At 46.4% G+C, this 20,828-nt stretch carries 17 protein-coding genes; 4 read left to right on the forward strand and 13 right to left on the reverse strand.

Annotation, left to right across the window (positions count from 1 at the left end; translation table 11 throughout):
- Positions 1 to 19: 19 nt before the first annotated feature.
- The 6 genes from AC3WTJ_RS05985 to AC3WTJ_RS06010 form a co-directional block, all read right to left on the reverse strand.
- Positions 20 to 1,222 (reverse strand): GntR family transcriptional regulator, encoded by a 1,203-nt coding sequence (locus AC3WTJ_RS05985; RefSeq protein WP_492521058.1) that lies wholly within the window; start codon positions 1,220 to 1,222, stop codon positions 20 to 22.
- A complete protein-coding gene (locus AC3WTJ_RS05990) occupies positions 1,188 to 2,405 on the reverse strand; it encodes a trans-sulfuration enzyme family protein (protein ID WP_492521059.1) in 1,218 nt (405 codons plus the stop codon). Before AC3WTJ_RS05990 ends, AC3WTJ_RS05985 begins: the two co-directional genes overlap by 35 nt.
- Entirely contained in the window at positions 2,405 to 3,235 is an 831-nt protein-coding gene (locus tag AC3WTJ_RS05995; RefSeq protein ID WP_407872589.1) for a carbohydrate ABC transporter permease, read from the reverse strand. The genes AC3WTJ_RS05990 and AC3WTJ_RS05995 overlap by 1 nt, the downstream gene beginning before the upstream one ends.
- On the reverse strand, positions 3,235 to 4,116 hold the full coding sequence (locus AC3WTJ_RS06000) for a carbohydrate ABC transporter permease (protein WP_492521060.1): 882 nt from the start codon (positions 4,114 to 4,116) through the stop codon (positions 3,235 to 3,237). Before AC3WTJ_RS06000 ends, AC3WTJ_RS05995 begins: the two co-directional genes overlap by 1 nt.
- Before the next feature lie 67 nt (positions 4,117 to 4,183).
- On the reverse strand, positions 4,184 to 5,554 hold the full coding sequence (locus AC3WTJ_RS06005; RefSeq protein WP_492521061.1) for an ABC transporter substrate-binding protein: 1,371 nt from the start codon (positions 5,552 to 5,554) through the stop codon (positions 4,184 to 4,186).
- Positions 5,555 to 5,692: 138 nt separating this feature from the next.
- Entirely contained in the window at positions 5,693 to 6,730 is a 1,038-nt protein-coding gene (locus tag AC3WTJ_RS06010) for a glycoside hydrolase family protein (RefSeq protein ID WP_492521062.1), read from the reverse strand.
- 126 nt (positions 6,731 to 6,856) lie between these two features.
- Here AC3WTJ_RS06010 and AC3WTJ_RS06015 point away from each other — a divergent pair, with 126 nt between their 5' ends.
- Positions 6,857 to 7,744 (forward strand): AraC family transcriptional regulator, encoded by an 888-nt coding sequence (locus AC3WTJ_RS06015; RefSeq protein WP_492521063.1) that lies wholly within the window; start codon positions 6,857 to 6,859, stop codon positions 7,742 to 7,744.
- Positions 7,745 to 7,764: 20 nt separating this feature from the next.
- Here AC3WTJ_RS06015 and AC3WTJ_RS06020 read toward each other — a convergent pair whose 3' ends face one another.
- Positions 7,765 to 9,633 carry an alpha-L-fucosidase gene (locus AC3WTJ_RS06020; RefSeq protein ID WP_492521064.1) on the reverse strand — a complete coding sequence of 623 codons (1,869 nt, stop codon included), beginning with the start codon at positions 9,631 to 9,633 and terminating at the stop codon, positions 7,765 to 7,767.
- A 227-nt stretch (positions 9,634 to 9,860) separates the two neighbouring features.
- Here AC3WTJ_RS06020 and AC3WTJ_RS06025 point away from each other — a divergent pair, with 227 nt between their 5' ends.
- The gene (locus AC3WTJ_RS06025) at positions 9,861 to 10,286 is read left to right on the forward strand and encodes a hypothetical protein (protein WP_492521065.1); all 426 of its coding nucleotides are present in this window, start codon (positions 9,861 to 9,863) and stop codon (positions 10,284 to 10,286) included.
- 92 nt (positions 10,287 to 10,378) lie between these two features.
- Here the strand turns inward: AC3WTJ_RS06025 and AC3WTJ_RS06030 are convergent, their stop codons facing one another.
- The 6 genes from AC3WTJ_RS06030 to AC3WTJ_RS06055 form a co-directional block, all read right to left on the reverse strand.
- Positions 10,379 to 12,301, reverse strand: coding sequence for a glucosidase family protein (locus AC3WTJ_RS06030; RefSeq protein ID WP_492521066.1), 1,923 nt, complete (start codon positions 12,299 to 12,301; stop codon positions 10,379 to 10,381).
- Between the two features lie 207 nt (positions 12,302 to 12,508).
- Positions 12,509 to 13,219 carry a YebC/PmpR family DNA-binding transcriptional regulator gene (locus AC3WTJ_RS06035; RefSeq protein WP_315949964.1) on the reverse strand — a complete coding sequence of 237 codons (711 nt, stop codon included), beginning with the start codon at positions 13,217 to 13,219 and terminating at the stop codon, positions 12,509 to 12,511.
- Positions 13,220 to 13,300: 81 nt separating this feature from the next.
- Positions 13,301 to 15,340 (reverse strand): Na+/H+ antiporter, encoded by a 2,040-nt coding sequence (locus AC3WTJ_RS06040; RefSeq protein WP_492521067.1) that lies wholly within the window; start codon positions 15,338 to 15,340, stop codon positions 13,301 to 13,303.
- A 171-nt stretch (positions 15,341 to 15,511) separates the two neighbouring features.
- A complete protein-coding gene (locus AC3WTJ_RS06045; RefSeq protein ID WP_492521068.1) occupies positions 15,512 to 16,492 on the reverse strand; it encodes an ABC transporter substrate-binding protein in 981 nt (326 codons plus the stop codon).
- Positions 16,489 to 17,097: a nitroreductase family protein gene (locus tag AC3WTJ_RS06050; protein ID WP_492521069.1), complete on the reverse strand. Its 609-nt coding sequence runs from the start codon at positions 17,095 to 17,097 to the stop codon at positions 16,489 to 16,491. The genes AC3WTJ_RS06045 and AC3WTJ_RS06050 overlap by 4 nt, the downstream gene beginning before the upstream one ends.
- A 204-nt stretch (positions 17,098 to 17,301) precedes the next feature.
- Positions 17,302 to 18,825, reverse strand: a complete 1,524-nt coding sequence (locus AC3WTJ_RS06055) for a helix-turn-helix domain-containing protein (protein WP_492521070.1) — start codon at positions 18,823 to 18,825, stop codon at positions 17,302 to 17,304.
- A 301-nt stretch (positions 18,826 to 19,126) separates the two neighbouring features.
- Here AC3WTJ_RS06055 and AC3WTJ_RS06060 point away from each other — a divergent pair, with 301 nt between their 5' ends.
- Together AC3WTJ_RS06060 and AC3WTJ_RS06065 are read left to right on the forward strand one after the other, a co-directional pair.
- Entirely contained in the window at positions 19,127 to 19,558 is a 432-nt protein-coding gene (locus AC3WTJ_RS06060; RefSeq protein WP_127454156.1) for a helical membrane plugin domain-containing protein, read from the forward strand.
- Positions 19,559 to 19,579: 21 nt separating this feature from the next.
- Positions 19,580 to 20,761 (forward strand): NAD(P)/FAD-dependent oxidoreductase, encoded by a 1,182-nt coding sequence (locus tag AC3WTJ_RS06065; protein WP_492521071.1) that lies wholly within the window; start codon positions 19,580 to 19,582, stop codon positions 20,759 to 20,761.
- Positions 20,762 to 20,828: the final 67 nt, after the last annotated feature.

Raw genomic sequence — 20,828 nt, forward strand, 5'->3', positions numbered from 1 at the left:
TCCTTATCATTCTCCGCACTTAGACATTCGCTGTTAACCGGCCTGTGGATTCCCCTTTTACTAAAGCTGATTTTACGATCCATTTCATAGGCTCATTCATCTTATCTTTGTTACCTAACTGTTGAAGCAGTAATTCAACCGATTTCGAACCGATTTCCTGCTCGTGCTGGTCAATATGAGTGAACATACGGTCATCCGTTAGCTCAGAATATGGATTGTCATAGGTAATAAGAGATAAATCATTCGGGACTTTCATCCCGAAATGTTTGACAAGTCCAGCCATAAATAAGCCCAACTTCATGTTCAATGTAATGTATGCGGTTGCCGTGCGATTTTTCATGAACAGATATAGCGGATGCTTTTCATTCGAATTTGTATCGTTTACCTGAAAATCAGTAAGAATCAGCGCTGGATTAATCATCGAGCCTTTTTGTTTCAACGCTTCCATATACCCCCGTATCCGTTCGTCAACGGTCATAGTGCCAAGCGAAATATCAGAGCATATGGCAATATCTCGATGCCCCAGCTCCCATAGATGATTGACGGCCAACTGTGCGCTCACCATATTATCCGAGCAGACACAATGCGTTTCAAAGCCTGGCAGGAAACGATCCACGAGTACGAACGGGAATCTGTTCATTTTCAAGATCAAAATTTCTTCATTATACGTTTCTGCATCAATCGGAAAAATGATAAGCCCCGCCGCCCCATGATGAATCAACTCCTGAATCGCTTCCTTCTCCCGCTCCTGACGATTATGCGAAAGGACGATGGATAAGTAGTAACCGGTGTTTTCCAGAGCGGTCTGGATTCCCCTGATCAGTCGAATGGCAAAGAAATCTTCCAAAAAAGGAAGAACTAACCCGATCATTTTGCAAGTAGAAGCATGTCGGCCTAACTCTGAATGCTTGCCATTAGCTGATGGATGGAACTTGGAGTTGTCGTCTGAAATTTTACCCAACGAATTCCCTTCATACTCCGAACTAACAAAGCTGCCTCTCCCCGGTATGCGGTAGATCCATCCATCTTTCGCGAGCTGCGTTAGCGCATTGGATACCGTCATTCGGCTAACCTTGAATTGCTCCATCAGTTCCTTTTCCGTCGGGAATTTGCTATTTACCTCCAGTTCTCCGGAGAGGATTACCTGTTTAAAATGCTCTTGAATTTGCAAATAAAGCGGCTGTCGCTCATCCCTTTTGGTTGATTCCCGGATTCTGCTCATATAGCTCCTCCTCAGAAGGGCTCTGTTCGACACATCGCCAGGCTTGATCCAAATCTTGAATTAAATCTTCAGGGTCCTCAGTACCGATGTACAATCGAACAAGGGTGCCTACTTGCGGATCCTTAGCATTCAATGCATGTAAGGGATTCACATTGATTAAACTTTCGAATCCACCCCAGCTGGCTCCAATCCGGAAAAAGTGCATATGATCCGCCCAGGCTCTGAGCTTGTCGACGGATTCCCGAGATTCGAATGAAAATAAGCTGCCGGTGCCAGTCATCTGTGTTTTTGCCAGTTCATACTGAGGATGATTCGGCAATCCGGGATGATTGATTTTCGCGACATAACGCTGTCTGCTCATGTATTCAGCAACTTTAAGCCCGCTTGATTCATGACGCTGCATCCTTAATGGCAGTGTTCGGAGCCCACGGGTTACCAATCCCGCTGTTTGTGGGGTCATGACGCCGCCGAATAACATGTATTCGGTAGACATTAACGGGTCCATCAACCGTTTGGAACCAACGACGACGCCCCCTAAGCAATCGCTATGACCGGAAATATACTTCGTTATGGAATGGACGACGAGACCGACCCCCAGTGTGAGCGGATTTTGGAAACAAGGCGTCGCCCAGGAGTTGTCGAGAATCGTTTCCGCTCCAATGGAGGCCGCCAAGTCCGTACAACCGCGGATGTCCTGCAGCTGAAAAAACATACTCGTCGGACTCTCCAAATACAGCAATTTTGTATTTGGCCTTACGGCGTTTTTCCAATCATCCAGGGCGCTGCCATCGACAAAAGTGGTTTCAACGCCGAATTTTTGCAGATAATTGCCTAGAAATTCTCTTGTCGGACCGTAGGCTTGATGCGAACAAATCACATGATCGCCCGACCCTACGATCGACATAATCGCTGCCGAAATGGCCGCCATTCCGGATGCAAAGCATTTTGCCCTTTCCCCCTGCTCCAACTGGGCAAGCTTGTCTTCCAGGAATCGCACAGTTGGATTATTCCCTCTTGAATACACGAAATTTTCTTGCTCATTCACTCTTGCCAAATTAAATTGTTCATACGTATCGAACGAAAATAAACTTGTCTGGTAAATCGGAACATTAATGGAGCCGTGATGGTGGTCATCATGTTCGTCATGCGCAACGATCGAGAATTTTTTTTCATTAATTGTCATCAGCCTTTCACCGCCCCTTGGGTCAGTCCCTCCACGATAAATCGCTGTGCGAGAGCGAACAACAGAATAGTAGGAAGTACAGATAACACGGTTCCAGCGGACATGGAACCCCAATCGACATTAAATTTCAGAATAAACGAATTCATTGCTACCGGCAGTGTTTTCAGCGATTCATTATCAATGAACATAACAGCCAAGAAAAGCTCATTCCAATTCTGCACGAAAGCGAAGATGAACATGGAGGAGATTCCCGGCATCATAATCGGAATAATGACTCGCATTAACGCAGACAGTTGGGAACAACCATCAATCATCGCCGCTTCCTCCAAATTAGAAGGAATCCGTTGAAAGAACCCCCGCAGCATAATCGTGGAAAAAGGAATGAGAATGACCGTGTACATTAAAACCAGTGAGATGCGTTGATTCAGCAAATGCATATTTGACATCATCATATAAAGTGGAGCCAATGAAATGAAACCTGGCAGCATCTGCGTAATGAAGAAACCGAGCATAATTTGCCTATGCCCCCGAAACCGGAATCGCGCCAACACATAAGCGCTGCATATCGCAATCACGATAACAATAAGTGCAGAAGTAATGGAGACAAGCAAGCTATTGGCGATATACACGTTGAACTTGGACACTTTGAAAATGTTAATGTAATTTTGGAAGGTGAATTGCTCAGGCCAATAATGGATCGGATAACTGAAGATTTCCTTCTGTGGTTTCAAGGAAGTTATGACGATCCAATATAAGGGAAACACCATCAAGACGAAGTAAAAAGAGAGAAAGACAACTTTCATGAGCCGATACCAGAATTTACGTTTCATCAAAAGTCACCTACCTTCTCAGACTTCGTGACCATCAGGTAAAATACAGTGTACAAAAACAGCATCACAATCATGATGACGCCAACAGCCGAAGCTGCGCCATAGTCTCCGTCATAGATGATTTTGTTAAGCATTAAGGAAGACAGAATGTGTGTGGCGCCTCCCGGCCCCCCATTCGTCATGCCATAAATAAGCGTTGGATCGTTAAATATCCAGATAACCCGCAGCAGCGTCGTAGCGATTATAGTTGGCATAATATACGGAATCGTCACATCAAGCAGCTTGCGGTAGCTGTTGGCACCGTCAATACTCGCCGCCTCGTAGAGCTCCGAAGGAATAGATTGCAGCGCAGCTAACAACATGATCGTGAAGAAGGCGATGCCGTACCATACATTGGCAATAATCACAGAGGACATCGCCCACTTGGGATCCGACAAGAAACCAATTCGGTCTTCAATAAGGCCTAGCCGCAGCAAGAGGTCATTAACGACGCCGATTTGCGAGTTAAATAACCATTTCCAAATAAGACCAATGAGAAAGCCGGATAATGCCCATGGATAAAAAATAAATCCCTGATAGACGCCTCGTCCCCAAAATTTCTTATTTAAAAACAGCGCCAGGATGAACCCCAGAAGGAATTGAAAAATTAACGAAAAGAACACCCAATACAAGCTATTTTTCAGCGCTGCAAGAAATTGATGATCGCGGAACGCATCAACAAAGTTTTGCATGCCGACAAAATGCACCTGCTTCAGATTGAATAGCTTGTAATCCTGAAAGGCCATAACAACCCCCTTGAGAAAGGGGTAATAGGTAAAAATAGCGACTAGCAGCAGTGCGGGCAGCAAGCTGGAGAGTATGAATTTTTGCCGAGCACTCACGTCGAACACCTCCCCGGTAAGACAGCAGCGGCAGGCGATGAGCGCCCGCCGCTTGCTGCTTTATTTCTTATTTTTTCATACCTGCCTGCTGATCCAGCCAAAATTTATCCCATTCCTTCAAAAGATCGTCAGCGGATTTTTTATCCAGCAAATAGGATTGCTGCCCTTTCATGCTCAGCTCTCCCCAGCTGCCATTGCCCGGATATTTGAAAGGCGGCGTATAGCTAATAAAAGTATCCGCTTTTGCGGTCATATCCAGGAGCGTTTTATACGGCCCAGTTTGGAAGAACGTATCCGCCGTCGCTGACGTATGGATCGGAATCGTGCCGATTTGTTTGGAGAATTCCGTATTTTCTTTCGGACTTGAGAGGTAGGAGATCAGTTTCCATGCTTCATTCTTATATTTGGAATTTGCGGTTATCCCCCATCCTGCTGCTCCTGTGCTAACCAATGATTTGCCGTTAGGTCCCAGAGGCATAGCTGCCGTCTCAAGGGTTTTGGGGTCCATTTTGTCCTGAAGAACTTTAATAACGTCAGGATCCTGCAGCAAAATACCGGTTACGCCTGACGTAAACGCTTGCACCTGGTCTTGGAAGCCCCAGTTGATGGAGTCCGGCGGCGATGCCTCTTTGTAAAGCTTTTTATACAATTCTAGCGCTTGTTTGGCTTCAGGAGTCCCATAGATCGTCTTGCCATCCTTCGTAAATGGCGCATTGTCAAGATTCATGACTTTGTCATTGTAATCATAAATCATATGGTCAAAATTACCATTTGCTCCCGGTCCACCCCGGAAGGAGAAGCCGTACCGATTTTGCTTCGGATCAGTCAATTTTTTAGCCGCATCCACCAGCTCATCCCACGTTTTCGGCACCGCTAAACCTTTGGTTTCAAACCAGTCTTTGCGGTAAAACATTTGTCTTTGATACAGCGCATTGGCGATAAAGTAAAGTTTGCCGCTTGTGGAGCCTACAACCTTGGACGTACCGGAAAGTGTTTTACTATCCGCCCAGCTTGATGCATAGGAATCCAAGGGCTCAAGGTAGCCATTATTAACATATTCGGCTATGTTCAAGTCCCTGACCTCTAGAATATCAAGGTCTTGCTTAGCAGCCAGCATCGTCCTGATCTTATTGTCTGCCTGGTCGAAAGGCGGCGAAATAAGCTCAACCTTGATATTCGGATTGTCCTTCTGAAACCGTCCAATCGCATCTTGAAGCAGCTTCGTGCGCTCCGGGCTCGTTAAACTTTCGATCATCTGGAGCGTCACTTGTTTAGCAGCAGGCTCCGTACTTTTCGGAGCGTCAGAAGAAGCCGGCGTATTTCCGCCAGGCGCAGGCGTAGTGCTCGTATTTCCGCTTCCGCTGCACCCCGCTAAGCCCCCCAATAACATGACTCCGGCTAGCATAGTTGTCCATCCTTTTATTGCAGCTGCCCCCATATCTCACGGCCTCCCCAAATTTGTTATATTCAACTATATTGTCTTAATGCAATAGATATGTCTTAGCCGTTTATGAAAATAAAGAAGCCAGCCTCTGATGATCAGAGACCGGCTAGTTCATTCATGATAGCTTGATCGTTATTCCGAGGCAATCGGCACCACCATGTTCCATGTATGAGAAGCTTTGGTGAATCCGCCTGTTCCATCGGCTGTTGCTGCAAACAAATGCGTTGGTTTTCCATCTTGGAAAAGAATGAAAGGTCGCTCGAAACTGCCCATGACCGATTCCGTACCGTCATCCCATCGAACCTTCCTGGAATAGGCTTTAGGATTGTCAGCTACATGCCAGGTTAATCCGTCTATGGAGTGAGCCTGAATTCCTGCATGCATCTCCCCGCATATGCGACCGTCCATATCTTTGGCGATAAGCTCATATCGCTCACCCGTGTGCCAAATAAACGGATCTTCGAGATGGAATTTTGCTGGCGGAAATACGGGATCTTCACTGATTACGCGATAGGGACCCTCGAAATGGTCAGCGCGCGCCGCACCGATCATCATGTTCCCATGTACATTTCCTTCGTATTGACGTGCTTTATAAATAAGCATGACGGAACCGTCCTCATGAATACATGGTGCAGGATTGGAAGTCAGGAAGGAGTCAAAATGCCCCGGTCTTGTCGGTAATATCGGCGCGTCCCTCCGCTCCCAAGGACCGAACACACTCTTAGAAGACGCAATGCCTATACGCTTATTTGCACGAGCAACAATACATCGTGGGTCTGTAAGCCCAAATTCTTCGCCTGGTAGTACATCAGCCAGAGGGTTTGTTGAGCCCATATAATACAGCACATAGGTATCCCCGTGTTTTGTAATATGTGGGTTGTGCGTGCTGCGCCCATCCCAATATTCAGCTCCGCGTGCGGGAAGCACAATCTCCTCGAACGCATAAGGCCCTTCCGGCGTGTCGGAGACCGCTCGAACAACCTCCGAGTGAACAAGCCAGCCTGGATGCATCGGCAGATGTTTGGGCCACCTTGATGCAAACATATGAAAGCGTCCATCCTCGCCTTTTATCACGGACCCGCACCACACCCAATATCCTTCCATCCGAAATCCTCCGTTCTTCGGTGCTGGTTGCAATCTGTCGTACAAGCTTTTAGTTTGAATAGACATATAAATCCTCCTATAATTTTAAAAGTGATAGACGTAATTGACAGCGTATAGTAAGCGGTTTATCCTAAGAAAAATGCGTAAAATGGCAGCATACATGCGTTTTTCGCAGACTAGAGGTGTTAACCAATGGCAGAATTAACTTCTATCGTCTCGATTGAGCCATCCATTCGGGCAGCTCATTATCATGCTTATTCCGGCAGAGTCAAAGAGAAAAACAGATTTGGTTACTGCTTTGCTTTTCATTTGATTTATAAAGGGTCTGGCTCCGTGCAGATGAACGGCAGAAGTTATCCTTTAAAGAAGGGCACGCTCGTCTTCATTCCTCCCGGCCTTAAGCATACTTTCCACATGAATGAATCTCAGCCGATTTCTTCTTATGATATGTATTGCGATTTTTTCACGATAAAAAAAACGATTCAGCATCTGTATTTCGATCCTCAGCTCGATTTCGAACCCGGTCTTATGACAGAAAGCAGACCATGCCAAGAGTTGGAGCAATTAACAGGTATTACACAGCTCACCCGGTATCCAGAACTCATTCAAACCTTTATTCAGATCGTTCGCATGAATCGATTGGACATTCAATTTAAAGCTGAGATCGTAAACAGCCTGCTTTACAGTTGGATTTTGCAGCTCGTCAATTTAAATCTGTCGGACAACATCCCTGATTACCGGATTCAAAAGATCATCGATCTCATGGAACAGTACCCCGGGATGAATCCGCCCTATGAGCAGTGGCTTGAGCTTTGCCAATTAAAGAAATCCCAATTCTACAGCATGTTTAAGAAAATGACCGGATTGACGCCAAAAGAGTGCTTCTTTCGGATTAAAATGCAGCGAGCCTACGCGACGATCCATGAAAGTAAACGCTCGATCACATCGATTGCGGAAGATCTGGGATTCTCCTCGGTTCATTATTTTTCGCTGCAGTTTTCCAAATACTTCGGCCTTCCTCCCTCCGAATTAAGGAAGCAGACGAAGGTGGTGAACGTACCTATGCCAAAAAGAAATTAAACTAGCTAGCTGAGGCAGTGCTAATTCCCAACATCCGTTGTATCAACCTCAACATAGGATTCTTTCTGTTCTTGCTTCGTCGACAACGGAATGAATGTAATGGCATGAAGCCTCATGAGCTCATTCCCTTCGATGGAGACTGGCATCATCAGGATGTCATGCTCTCCTGCAGTAATTGTCACTTCGTGCTCAATCTGCAATGAAGCAGCTGTCTCCAGCGGTGCAATCTGACCAGGAATCCGCTGCTCACCAAGGCATAACACATAGCTCCCCCCGTAGGCAGGTCCAGGTGCGCTCATGCGGATCACCAGTTTATAGACACCTGGATGATTGAATCTCACACGCCACTTGACGAATTGGTGGATACTTGTCCATTTGTAGATATAATCGTTGCCCTTCTTGCCATCCCCGTAACCAATACCTTTGCTGGTTTCCGCATCAAAAGCTCTTAGCGTCGTTGTCTGACTGCTGCTTATCAACCGTCCGGGATGTACAGCGGGTTCCCCATCCACTTCGATCACCACAACTCGGTGATACTTGCTGTGTGCCTGCACTGGTACATGGATCTCCCAGTCGTAGTAATTCATTCTGTGGGCAACCAGATCATTAGCCGCTTCTTCAGCCAGCAGCCAAGCTTTCTTGATATGGCTTTTCAAACCGCCTAGTACCAATTTCCCGTCCTGTGGCCAATCAAAGACGTGAAGATATAGCTGATTGCCTCTCCTCGTAGACTCTCCCCAACTCTGGACGGCAAGCGGCGTTTTCTGGGTACCATAGATGCTCACCCCGTTCACTGCCAACCAAGATCCGATTCCTTGCAGAATCGAACGATCCTTTTCATCGATGAGACCGTCGCCCATTGGCCCCAGATTCATGAGTACATTGCCGCCTCGCGCAGCTGACTTCGCCAACAATTGAAGGAAGACATCTGCTGTCTTGTGTGAATGATCATCAGCTGAATAGCCATAAGATTCATTGGTCGTGGGAATCGTTTCCCAGTCACCTTCACACGGAAAAATCTCCAATGCGCGATCTGCCGTATTCACATAATCAGAGAAAGTGTCAAAACCGTATCCATGAGCAAGACGCCCATTAACGACAATGCGGTCGTCGGCCTCACGAATCGCTTTCAGAATTCTTAAATTTTCCGAAAGCGGCAATTTATGAGGGGTATCGAACCACAAAATATCCGGCTCATAGTTGTTAATTAACTCGACAATTTGCGGGATCGATTTCTGGGTCACATAATGGTCCGCTACTTTGGGTACAAGCTCCGGGTGTTCGTTGAACCACAGCTTGCCCTTTCCTTCGAATAGACGGAGGTCGCCTCCCGGATTCGCATATTCCCAATCGTTGCCCGGGGCGTCCGGGTGCTCCCAATCGAAGGCATGCGAATAATAAAATCCAAACCGCAGGCCATGCCGTTTGCAAGCATCCTTAAGCTCTTGCAGCGGATCTCGCTGGAATGGGGTCATCCGTATATCGAATGGATAGGCATCCGACGGATAGATCGCAAAGCCGTCATGATGCTTAGCCGTTATGACGACATACCGCATGCCAGCTGCTTTAAACAGCTGTACCCAAGCTTCCGCATCAAATTGTTGCGGATTAAACTTCTCGATGCACTCCTTTTTGTATTCATCAAGGCTGATCTTCTGAGCTCTCATGAGGTGTTCCGCATAACCTCGCGAGGGCTGGCCTTTCCATCTTCCCCCGGTTACCGAATATGCCCCCCAATGGATGAAACAGCCATACCGAGCTTCGCGCCACCAGGAAATCCGCTCTTCTTTGTTAACTAACGAAGCAGGCCACCAACTCGCTACCGCTTGTTCAACCGCCAATCGATCTCGCTCTTCTGGATCAAGGATCGTTCTACTAAATTTTGTCATCTTGATGCAGGTCCTCCAAGTAGTTTTCCTACATTATGCCGTCCGATGGCGGATTTGTATTTAGATGAAATTCCGTTTATTTAGATAAATTTCCAGTATTTTGACTCATTCTTTCGGAAACATTGTTCATCATTAATGCCTACAATCCGACAACGAGTTTCGAGCGACATTTTATCTGCCCTCTATTAATCTATAATTAATACTATGAATAATAAGGAGGACCACTCGTGGCACATAAAGTGATCAGTGATGAAGAACTATTGTTGCTGCTGTCTCCTATTTGCGATAATCAAGAAACGAACGTGTCTGAGAAGCCGAAACTATCCATGAAACTGCTCTATGAACTTATTAAAAAGTTAAAACAAGAAAATGTGATCCTCTCGAATCGGATTGCTGAATATGAGCGCAGATTGGATATCCTGATGGAAAGCAAAGCCCAAATCGCAAGCAGCGCGGAGATGACCGTTCTCATCGAACCCGTGCGAACAACGGAAGTCAAGCATGAGCTTAGCTTGGTACTCTCCCCTACTGATTTAACGCCGCGTTCCATGCGGCACCCCTCACCAAAGAAAAAGTCAATATCCCTTTTATTCTTAAAAGCTTTAACAAAATTGTTCGTTCGGCGCCGCCGATTCCATCCTTTAAGACACTAAAAAGCCGTCTCCAACGTCGTCTGTGCGACTTTGGAGACGGTTTTTTAATCCTTGAACGAAAGGAGCGGAACTGTGATCCTTCCTCATACATCCTATTTTTTAACTTCAAATGCTGTCCCTACCGCCCCTTCAAATTTAACGAAGCCATCCTGATCCGAGACAATCAGCTCTATCCCTCCACCCTGTCGAGTCACAATCAAATCCATCTCTCGCCCACATAGATGAACAGACCGAAGCGCCATTTGGTCCCAAGCATCGGGCAATCTGGGCTTACAAATAAAGCTGCTTAAACCTGTAGGCTGAAGCCCAAACATGCCCTCGGTAATAATGCGGCCAAATAACGCGCTTTCCGCGGATAGATGCCTCTGATTGCCTTCCGGATAAGCCTCAACCGCATAAGGAACATGATTTCCTAATAGTCTCCGCCGCGAATAGGAAAGCAAATAGGAGATCGCCTCCTCCGTTGCCCCTACGACAAATAACCCCCGTAAGGCATATAGCGTGGATCGGTCCCAAAATGTGGTGTCTCCCGCTTGTGTGACCAAACCGTCTTCTGACCATAGCCGTGGGGATAACAAAGCCTGAATCGTTCCGGATTTACGCTCCTCTATGCCCATAACTAACGGCGAACAAATCCATGAACGTAAGAGATCATTCCCGTCGTAATATCGGTACGTGTCATAACCTTCCACTACAGCACCGAAATATCTTTCAATAGCCTCATACAGCGCTTGAGCGCTGGAAACGTATTGTTTGGCAATTGCCCCATCGCCAAGTTCTAGAGCTAAACGCGAAGCGTAAACAAACGCGGCATATACCAAACAAGAGGTCGATAGATTCGCCGAACCACTTGGAAAGCGCCCCTCCAACTCGTCGGAGTCCGATGCAATAACGCCATCCTTATTTCTTTGCTTTTCAGAATAGGTTAAACACCAAATAATAGCTGGCCATAGTTCAGCTGCGACAGCCCGATCTCCTGAACTAAGCGCAAAAAGCGCCGCTCCGTAAGCATACATCGCCGCATCGCCACGGTCTCCCGCTCCTTCCCAAATATCACTGCCTTCCGCAATGATGGAGCTTGGAATCGGTTGATAGTCCGGTCCCATGAAAGCCGTATATAACCGCAGCGCATTACGTGTTGCTTCATTTCCAAGTGCATATCCCAAATAGGGGAAAAAGGGACCGGCATATTCCACTTGGTCATTGGTCCAGATCGCCGCATAATAACGTCCGCCGCCTGGTCCATGCATGGGCCCATTTTTCGTCTCAAAAATGCTTTCCGCGGCTCTTAATTTCGCAAATGCAAACATTTGATTGAGAACCGGATCCGGCGTTTCTAAGCGTAAATGTTGATTCATTTGCCTGATCAAATTGAATCTCAGTTCCTTTTCCTGACGAACATCTATCCTTATATCCTTTTCTTGCAAATGCCTTGCGCTTATGCGAAAACTGAATTGACAAGATTCCTGCGGGCCAAGCCGGTACTCACTGGCAGCATCGTGCGAAACTTCAATCAAATAAATGCCGGATACGCCTTTTACGGATTTTCGCGACAAAGAGGAACTTATGTTAATAGAAACAGCTTGATCTGATGAATTCGTCATCACGATTTTTTCATACACACTTTTCATACTCGTTGAAGGAAAAAGAGTTCTCTCTATCCATATCCCCTCATCCGCTTTACTTCGCATATACAGCAAGCCATTGAATTGAAAGCATATCGGCCTCTCATTCCTATTCGGCTTCCCATTTATCCATATAGCCGGCATCGATTCCAGCTCAAAATCATGGATCAAGCTGCCGTGCGTATCGTTAGGAATCGTCCTAAGAGTAGGCCAGACTACTTTGCGGGACAGCTTCAGCTTTCCTTCTTGGTTCACACCGTAGCTGACAATAACGGACACTTTCTTGCCGCTCATTTCAAAATGATCTTCGTGAGCATCTGCATGGTCTTGCGGTATGTTCCATTGGATACCATCTTCTAGCAAACGCCATCTTTCCGGATGTTTAGACACTTTTTCCCCTCCTGGCAGAACCGTTGATATGGATGTCCATAATCTAAGCGTATTCTATAGGGCTAAGCATATGTCTAGTTTGCGAGTCATGCATACGTCACCCATGTTGCACCAAACACCCAAATATGAAGAACATCGCAATATGATAAAAATAGCCTGCAAAAAAAGACCCGCGCTAGTCGCGCGGATCTTAAGTCACTATATGAATTATTCCACGTTATGATAAACTTGCTGAACATCTTCTAGATCTTCTAAAGCTTCGATCAATTTATCGAATTGGACTTGTCCTTCATCCGACAACGTGACATTGTTTTGAGCCAGCATCGTCAACTCTGCAATAGCAAACTCGCTGATGCCAGCCTGTTTGAAAGCTTCTTGAACAGCGTGGAACTGCTCCGGGTCTGCATAGACCATGACCATTTCATCTTCTTCCACGATGTCGCGAACGTCAACATCCGCCTCAAGCAAAACTTCCATGACTTCATCCATGCTTTTGCCTTCCAGGCCGATAACCGCTGTCGCGTCAAACATGTAAGCGACAGAACCGCTTACGCCCATATTCCCGCCATTTTTATTAAAAGCCGAACGAACCGCTGGCGCCGTACGGTTTACGTTATTCGTGAGCGCGTCCACAATGATCATCGACCCATTTGGCCCAAAACCTTCATAGCGAAGCTCTTCATAAATTTCATCCGAGCTGCCTTTTGCTTTATCAATAGCGCGATCGATAATCGCTTTCGGTACATTGTACGTTTTGGCCCGCTCGAGAACAACTTTCAATGCGCGATTCGCTTCAGGATCCGGTTCTCCCTTGCGTGCAGCTACATAAATTTCAAGTCCGAATTTCGCATAAATTCTACTTGTGTTAGCGTCTTTTGAGGCTTTCTTTTCTTTAATGTTATTCCACTTACGGCCCACGTTTGTTCCCACTTTCTATTTTTATCTCATTTAACATAATAACCTATTTTCATTCAAAAAGTAAAAATAAAATCACGGAATTTAGCCAATTCCTTCGAGCTCATACAGCGATGCTTCTCTGTTCCGAATGATTCGCCGCAGCAAGGAGGCCATATCGCGTGTGATATCTCCCCGCTCATAGTACCATTGCACGGCATCGCGCTCGGCCTGTATAGCGATCCAATGCAGTTCACGACGGCTATCAATGAAGGAAGTATCTTTGCGCCTTGAGCCGAATGCGAACCTGCGGAGTCTGTCCACCATCTGCTGATAATAGTCCAGCACGCCCTCTGTTGCATCATCGCTTTGATAAGCGCAGCGCTTGGAGAATTCCTCGACGACAGCTTGGCTGCATTGCATTTTCAATGTCCGAATCTCTGACATATCAGGCTCTACGATATTAGAAGCAAGGCGCGGCCGCGCGAAGAACGTAAATAGAAGTTTCAAGCGGCGCCAGATGTTCTTAACCAGCACTTTGCCTAAATCGAGTTTATTGGCTAAAATCATTTCTATTTGTTCCAGCATGTTCAAATAATAATTAGCCTGTTCACGGCTCACTTGTCCGCTTTCCAGACGCTCATTCACAACCTTGCGTTCAATATCCAGTGCCAGCAGCCGCATCTCGGCTTCTTCTTGTTGGAATCGCGGCAGACGTTTCAAGTTACCGTCCTTTTGACCAAGCTGCTGCATCATTAATTTGTAATCGCCAATTACGGTACCTACTGCAACCTCATTCTTCTCGTTGCTAGTATTCTGCAGCGCTCGAATGGCCGCAGCCATAACCTCCAGCTGCCACTCACGCTCCAATCTTTCCTGTTCCGCATTGCCATCCGTATTTTTCTTCTTCGCGATTAGCGGCAGCACAATGCTTGCGGTCAGAAGAGAGAACAAAATGATCGAAGAGGCAAGGAAGAGGATAAGGTCCCTTTCCGGAAACGGATCGCCATTTTGCAGAATAAGCGGTATGGAGAAAGCACCTGCCAATGTGATCGCCCCACGTACACCCGAAATCGCCGTTAACGTCAGCATCCGCAAGCTTGGCACCTCTTGATTCTTATTCCCGAACCAGCGCCCTCCTCTTGCAAAAATAAACGTCCAAACAAAACGCAAGACCAACAGTAAAACAAAGATGAGTAAGGCATAACCAATCACTTTGAAATTATCGAAATGAGGATCTTTGAGAATCGTCCTGGATACACCTGGGATTTGCAAGCCCAGAAGAACGAAAACCAAGCCGTTCAGCACAAACAAAATAACAGACCATGTTGAGTTAGAAACAGTTCGAAGATTCGGCATCGTAAACGCCAATCGCTCATTTTCGATCGCATGCACCAATCCGCCTGCTACCGCTGCCAGAATGCCCGATACGCCTAACTCCTCGGCAATTAAATAGAGCATAAAAGGCGTCAATATTTGCAGCAGCATATGCATCGTCTCATCCTCAAGACCTGCACGGCGCAGCAGTTGGCGAAGTCCGATAATTAAAAAGGCGACTAGCGCTCCAACCACTAAACCTCCAATGGAGATAACGATAAAGCTAAAACTTGCTTTGGGGAACGAAAACACACCGGTAACTGCCGCGGCGATAGCGAACTTGAAGGCGACGAGGCCGGATGCATCGTTCATCAAGGCTTCTCCCTCAAGGAGCCGCATCAAGCTTCTCGGCAAATGAATGCGGCCGGCTAAAGCACTGACGGCTACGGCATCCGTAGGCGAGAGAATCGCCGCTAATCCGAACGCCGCCGCCAGAGGAATGGAAGGAATCAGCCAGTGAACAACATAACCTACGACACATACCGTTATGAAAACGAGGCCCACCGCGAGAAGCAGGATCGGCGCGCGCAATTTCCACAACTCGTCTCTGGGCGTATGCTTGCCATCGTGATACAACAACGGGGCAATGAACAACAGAAAAAACAATTCCGGTTCCAGCTCCAAGTGAACACCTATCGGTAAGATCACCAGAACGGCTCCCAAGGCAATTTGAATCAAGGGAACCGGAATAAATGGAACAAAGCGGTTCACGACATTGGATACGCCGATTAGAACCAGTAAGCTCAGAATGATAATAAAAACGTGCAAGTTTATGTCTCCTTCCCCGCTAAGTGCTATGTACATACGAATACCACTGCTGTTACTTTGTGGTGTACTTGTGTAGTATTTCAATATTTTTCTTAAAGAATCCTTCCCAAGATGAGCAAAAAACGACATCAGATCCAAAGGACCGAATGCCGTTTTTATACAGGTATGCCATTATTGTTTCGTTGTCAGCATTTTCACAGTTTCATCAATCATAAGGGAATAGGCCGTCGGTCCAAAGCCTTGGAACCATAAGTCGTAATCGACGGGATGCACTTGGTTTTTCTGTACGGCTTTTAACTGGCTCCATATAGCCGTTTTCTTCAGTTCATCGAGCTTCTCATTGCTCTCGTTGAGGATCAGAATGTGGTCTGGATTAATTTCAGGCAGCTTTTCCATGGAAAGCGGGGCGAAAGTCGCCTTGTTATCCGGGAACAACGGCGGCGCTTTCAGACCGAGATCCTTGTACAGGATATCATAATTTTTTGCCCCGTAATAGCGAAGTTCCTTTGAAGTTACACGGAGGAACATAACGGACTCGTTTCCAATGACGGAGGCAATCTTCTCTTTGGCTTGTTTCGCTTTTTCATCATAAGCGGCTATCGCCTTTTTCGCTTCTTCGTCTTTTTCGAGCACCCCGGCTAAGACGGTAAACGTTTTACGCCAATCCTTGGCTCCGTCTGTTTCCTCAGGCTTCAAAACAACGGTAGGCGCAATTTTGCTTAATTGATCGAATCCTTTTCCCATCCCGTCATTCGCAAGAATAAGATCAGGAGCAGCTGATAGAATCGACTCAAAATTCGTTTCCGATTGCCAGCCGATATTCGTTACGCCCGCCATCTTATCTTTCAAATACCACGAGAAATCTTTCGTATCCGGACCAGCAGGAACGGCGGAGCTCGGCTTCACGCCAAGAGCCAACAAGAGATCGATCAACCATGGGTTAAGAGCAGCTATTTTTTGAGGCTTTCCAGTAATCACGGTCTCGCCGGCAAAATGTTTGATCGTACGCGATTTTACAGGTTCTTGTGCCGGAGTGGCAGCAGGACTGCCAGATGTTGATGATTGCGGCTTGCCGCAAGCGGTCATAAGTAAAGTAGCAGTAAGCATCAAAGCCAATATAGGCGTGGATTTGCGCACCAGTTGATTCATCATTTCACGCTTCCCTCTCTAGTTGTCTTTCCAAATATTCGCGTTTTCTGTTCGGCAAGCGTACGCGGTTTCTTAGGTTCAGGAATCTGATCTTCCTCAAAAAATCCAAGGTGCAGCATGCCCGTTATTTTCTCACCCGGTTGCACGCCTAACAGGTTCCTAACGGCTGGATTCCAGTTATGGTCATTCGTTTTCCAAACGACATCAAGATTGCGTTCCCAAGCAAGCAGTTGGAAATTTTGAATGAGCGCCGCTGACGCCATCAGATCTTCTTCCCATTGTTTCGGACGCGGATCTTCCGGCATGATAACGATTAAGAAAGCTGACCCTTGCGCATGGAGATACTTTCGCATTTTCTCATGCTGGTCTACGGCAAACCCTGGCATCAAATGCTCGATGAAGGCTTCTTTCTGCTCCGATGGGACAAAAAGAAATCGCCATGGCTCCCGGAGACCGTGATTTGGAGCCCAAACGGCATCGTTCAAAAGAGCCATAACCAACTCTTCGGTGACGCGTTCATCTGTAAAAGCCCGTATCGTCCTGCGCGAACGAACCGTCCATGCAACAGCGCCTGGACCTGCCTCTTCTTTTATATACGGCTGTTTCATTACTGACCACCTCAAAATCATGAAATTGATAATCATTATCATCAAGGTAATCGTAAGCGAAACCACCATCCCGTTCAATGGACAAAATCTTTTAAACGTATGGACAAATTTCATTTACCACGAATTGCTTCACTAAGACGGCAGCAAAGAATTAACCGCCATATCGATTGCTAAACTATGCTGGATCGGAGCATGACTATTGAATCAGCTTGGCAGCTCAAGCAATCGGCCATTTTTGACAGCATCCAGGGCTTTCCATGTTGAGCCGCTCCTTAACTGCTCCGTTAATTGAGCATCGGAATTCGAGTTACAAGTGGTAAGGAAAATATGATCGGGATTCATTCGTTCCAAGTCAGCCTCTGAGATTACCGTGTAGTGACTGAGTGGCTTGATGCCTGTAGGCGGATTCAGCTTCAAATCTTTGTACAAAATATCTCCAAGCTGCCGTTTCCCCCCATACACGCGCCATTCCTTGCCTGCATCAACTAACACCATAACTGTTTGTTCCTGGCCAAATGAGGCTCTTAAACGTGACCTGGCTTCCGCAGCTTTAAGGTCATATTGTTTCAACCATCCCGCATATTGCTCTTTTTTCCCGAAAAGGTTTGCCAATTCAAGCAAGGTATCACGCCAATTATCCTTATTAAAGAGCGTAATCGTCGGAGCGACATTGCGGTAGCTGTCTGTGGTCAAGCTTGCCCAATTGACGCCAAGAATCAGCTCTGGATCGGCACGAAGCACAGATTCCCGATCGGGTCGATCCCATCGGCCGACGATCTTCGTCTCCACTAGCTCATCTGCGATATGCGGCAGCAGCCCGCGGATTTGATCGTTGCCTGCATACGAGAGCGTTGCGAAGGGCTTAAGCTCGAGCGCTAGCAAATAATCATTTAACAGCGGAAACACCGTCATAATTCTTGCATTCACATGATTCTTCATATAGATGGTCGGTGAAACGCCTATAACTTTTTTAAATGTCCGGCTAAAATAGAGCTCATCATGAAATCCTACTTTAGAAGCTGCCATTTTGAGGCTTTGTTGTGATCTCAACCATGTTTTGGCGTGTTCCATGCGCAGTCGTGTCAAATATTCGATCGGACGTACACCGATATGCTTTTTAAAAATACCAGCAAAATTGCTCGGACTGATACCATGGCGCTGGGCCAATAGGCTAAGTGAAATGTCCTCGTGATAGTAGGCATCCATGAAGTCTTTCGCCTTCTCAATGGCAAATCGGGTACCGCCCTGCTGCTTGTCCCTTTGTTGATCCGCAACGATCGTGTATAACAGCTCTTGAAAAACGATTTGCCTCTTCCAAGGCAGCAATGGATTTGACCCTCTACTTAGCTCGTGGAGCTGTTCAAATCCACGCGATACCATAGCTGAGTCGTTAAAGGCAATTAAACCTTCATCCGCAAAAATCTCGGTACCCGCAGCGTTTTTCCATTTGTATGTAAATGATTGCATCATAAATTGAAGGGGCTGCTTCTCGCCAACAACGGCTTCCACCAGACTCATGGGATGCAGCAAGAATAACGAGCCGGGAACAGCCTCAGATTCCGTGCCATTTATCCATAAAGTACCGCGGCCCTCCTCAATCTGCAAGAGGTGATAGTGCGTAGTGAACCTGCGTCTAACATGTTTACCCACTGGATATCGTTTACGCAGAAGTTGATGCAGATTGAAGCTGATATCTCCCATTTGATTCCATAAATTATCATTAATCATCGTGAATTGAACTTCCCTTCCGTCCTTCTCATTCCAATCTCAATGATAATCATTCTCATCAAATACGTCCAGTCGTTTTGTGCGTCATTTTCATCCAATGTTCACAAATTTGAAATATTTTCAATTATAATTTTGTGTCCATTAGGTGTACAATACCTAAATACGGTTTATATCCAATTGTGCGATGTTGCTTGACATTTTCTTATGTGAAAAATGTTACAACCATGTGGGAAACGATTGTTTCACCCGTACACATTGTGACAGTACCCGATTTTTTTTCATCGCAAAGGAGGATTTTCATATGTCACAGACATCTGCTGTTCAAGAAGTAGCAGCAACGGCTGCTGCGGAACCAAAATCGTTAGACGTACTCGACCAATTGCTTAAGCCTGAGGTGCAACAATCTCTGACTGTTCTGGTCGATAATCTGCCTAAATTGGCAGAAATGGTGACTGTGTTAACCAAAGCTTATGATTTTGCGCAAAGTGTAGCTACAGACAAAGTATTAATCAACGATTTTGCCCATGGTATTGGCGAGTTTGTTAAACCGGTACAAGAAAAGGCAAAAGACATTGCATCCGCGGCTATTGAAGCTGGCGAACGCTCACAAGCTGATGCAGGAGCAACGATCGGTCTATTTGGAATACTAAAAATGCTGAAAGACCCGGAAGTGCAAAAAACACTTCGCTTTGCACAAGCATTCTTGAACGTACTTGCTGAACGTAAAAACTAATACGGACTAGGGATGATAACGATGGCTAAACAAATACTTATTCTTGGCGGCGGTTATGGCGGCCTTTTGACCGCATTAACAGCGCGTAAACATCTGACAGCTTCAGAAGCAAACATAACAATCATCAACCGTTTTCCTACGCATCAAATTATTACGGAATTACACCGTCTTGCTGGCGGAACGATTAAAGAGCAAGCCGTTGCCCTTCCTTTGCAAAGACTACTCGGCAACAAACAAGTAAACGTCGTGGTTGATACGATTAAAGAAATCAAACCAGATGATAAAAAAGTCATTACAACTAGTGGCGCAGTACATACTTACGATGCGCTGGTCGTTGCTCTTGGAAGCGAAACGAACTACTTCGGCATTCCTGGACTAGAAGAGAACAGCATGGTTCTCAAATCAGCTTCCGATGCTAACCGTATTCGTGAGCACGTCGAAGCGCGTCTGGATGCTTACAAAGCATCCGGCAACAAAGCTGACGCAACAATCGTTGTTGGCGGCGGCGGTCTGACAGGCGTTGAGCTTGTTGGCGAATTCGCTGATAAACTGCCTGAAGTTTGCCGCAGCAAAGGCATCGATTTCAGCGATGTCTCCATCTATTGCGTAGAAGCAGGTCCTGCTATTCTGCCAGTATTCCCTAAAGTGCTGATCGAGCGCGCGGTGACAAGCCTTGAGAAACGTGGCGTCACATTCTTGACTGGCGTTGCAATTACTGAAGCTACCAAAAACACGGTATCACTGAAAAGTGGACAAACCATTGAGTCGAACACGATTATTTGGACCGGTGGTGTGAAAGGTAACCCGGTTGTCGGCAGCTGCGGAATCGCAGAAGACCGCGGTCGTGCGACTGTCACTTCGACGCTTCAATCCACTTCCCACTCGGACATCTTCCTTGCAGGCGACTGCGCGGTTGTATTCCCTGAAGGTGGCGAAAGACCATACCCTCCAACTGCACAACTTGCATGGCAAATGGGCGAAACGGTTGGTTACAACCTTTCCGTTCAAGTCAAAGGTGGAGCAATGGACAAATTCGTTCCAGTATTCTCCGGAACACTTGGCAGCTTAGGCCGCAAAGACGGGATCGGAACAATCGGCGGAAACAACACACAGCTGAAAGGCTTACCGGCTTCCTTGATGAAAGAAGCAAGTAATATCCGTTACTTGTCCCATATCAATGGTCTGTCCGCTCTAGCTTATTAATATCGTAAAAAAAGGATGCCCCCAACCTCTCGAGGCTGCCAGGACATCCTTTTTTTCTTTTTTCCAA

This window comes from Paenibacillus sp. FW101-FHT12H11 (genome assembly GCF_058790355.1).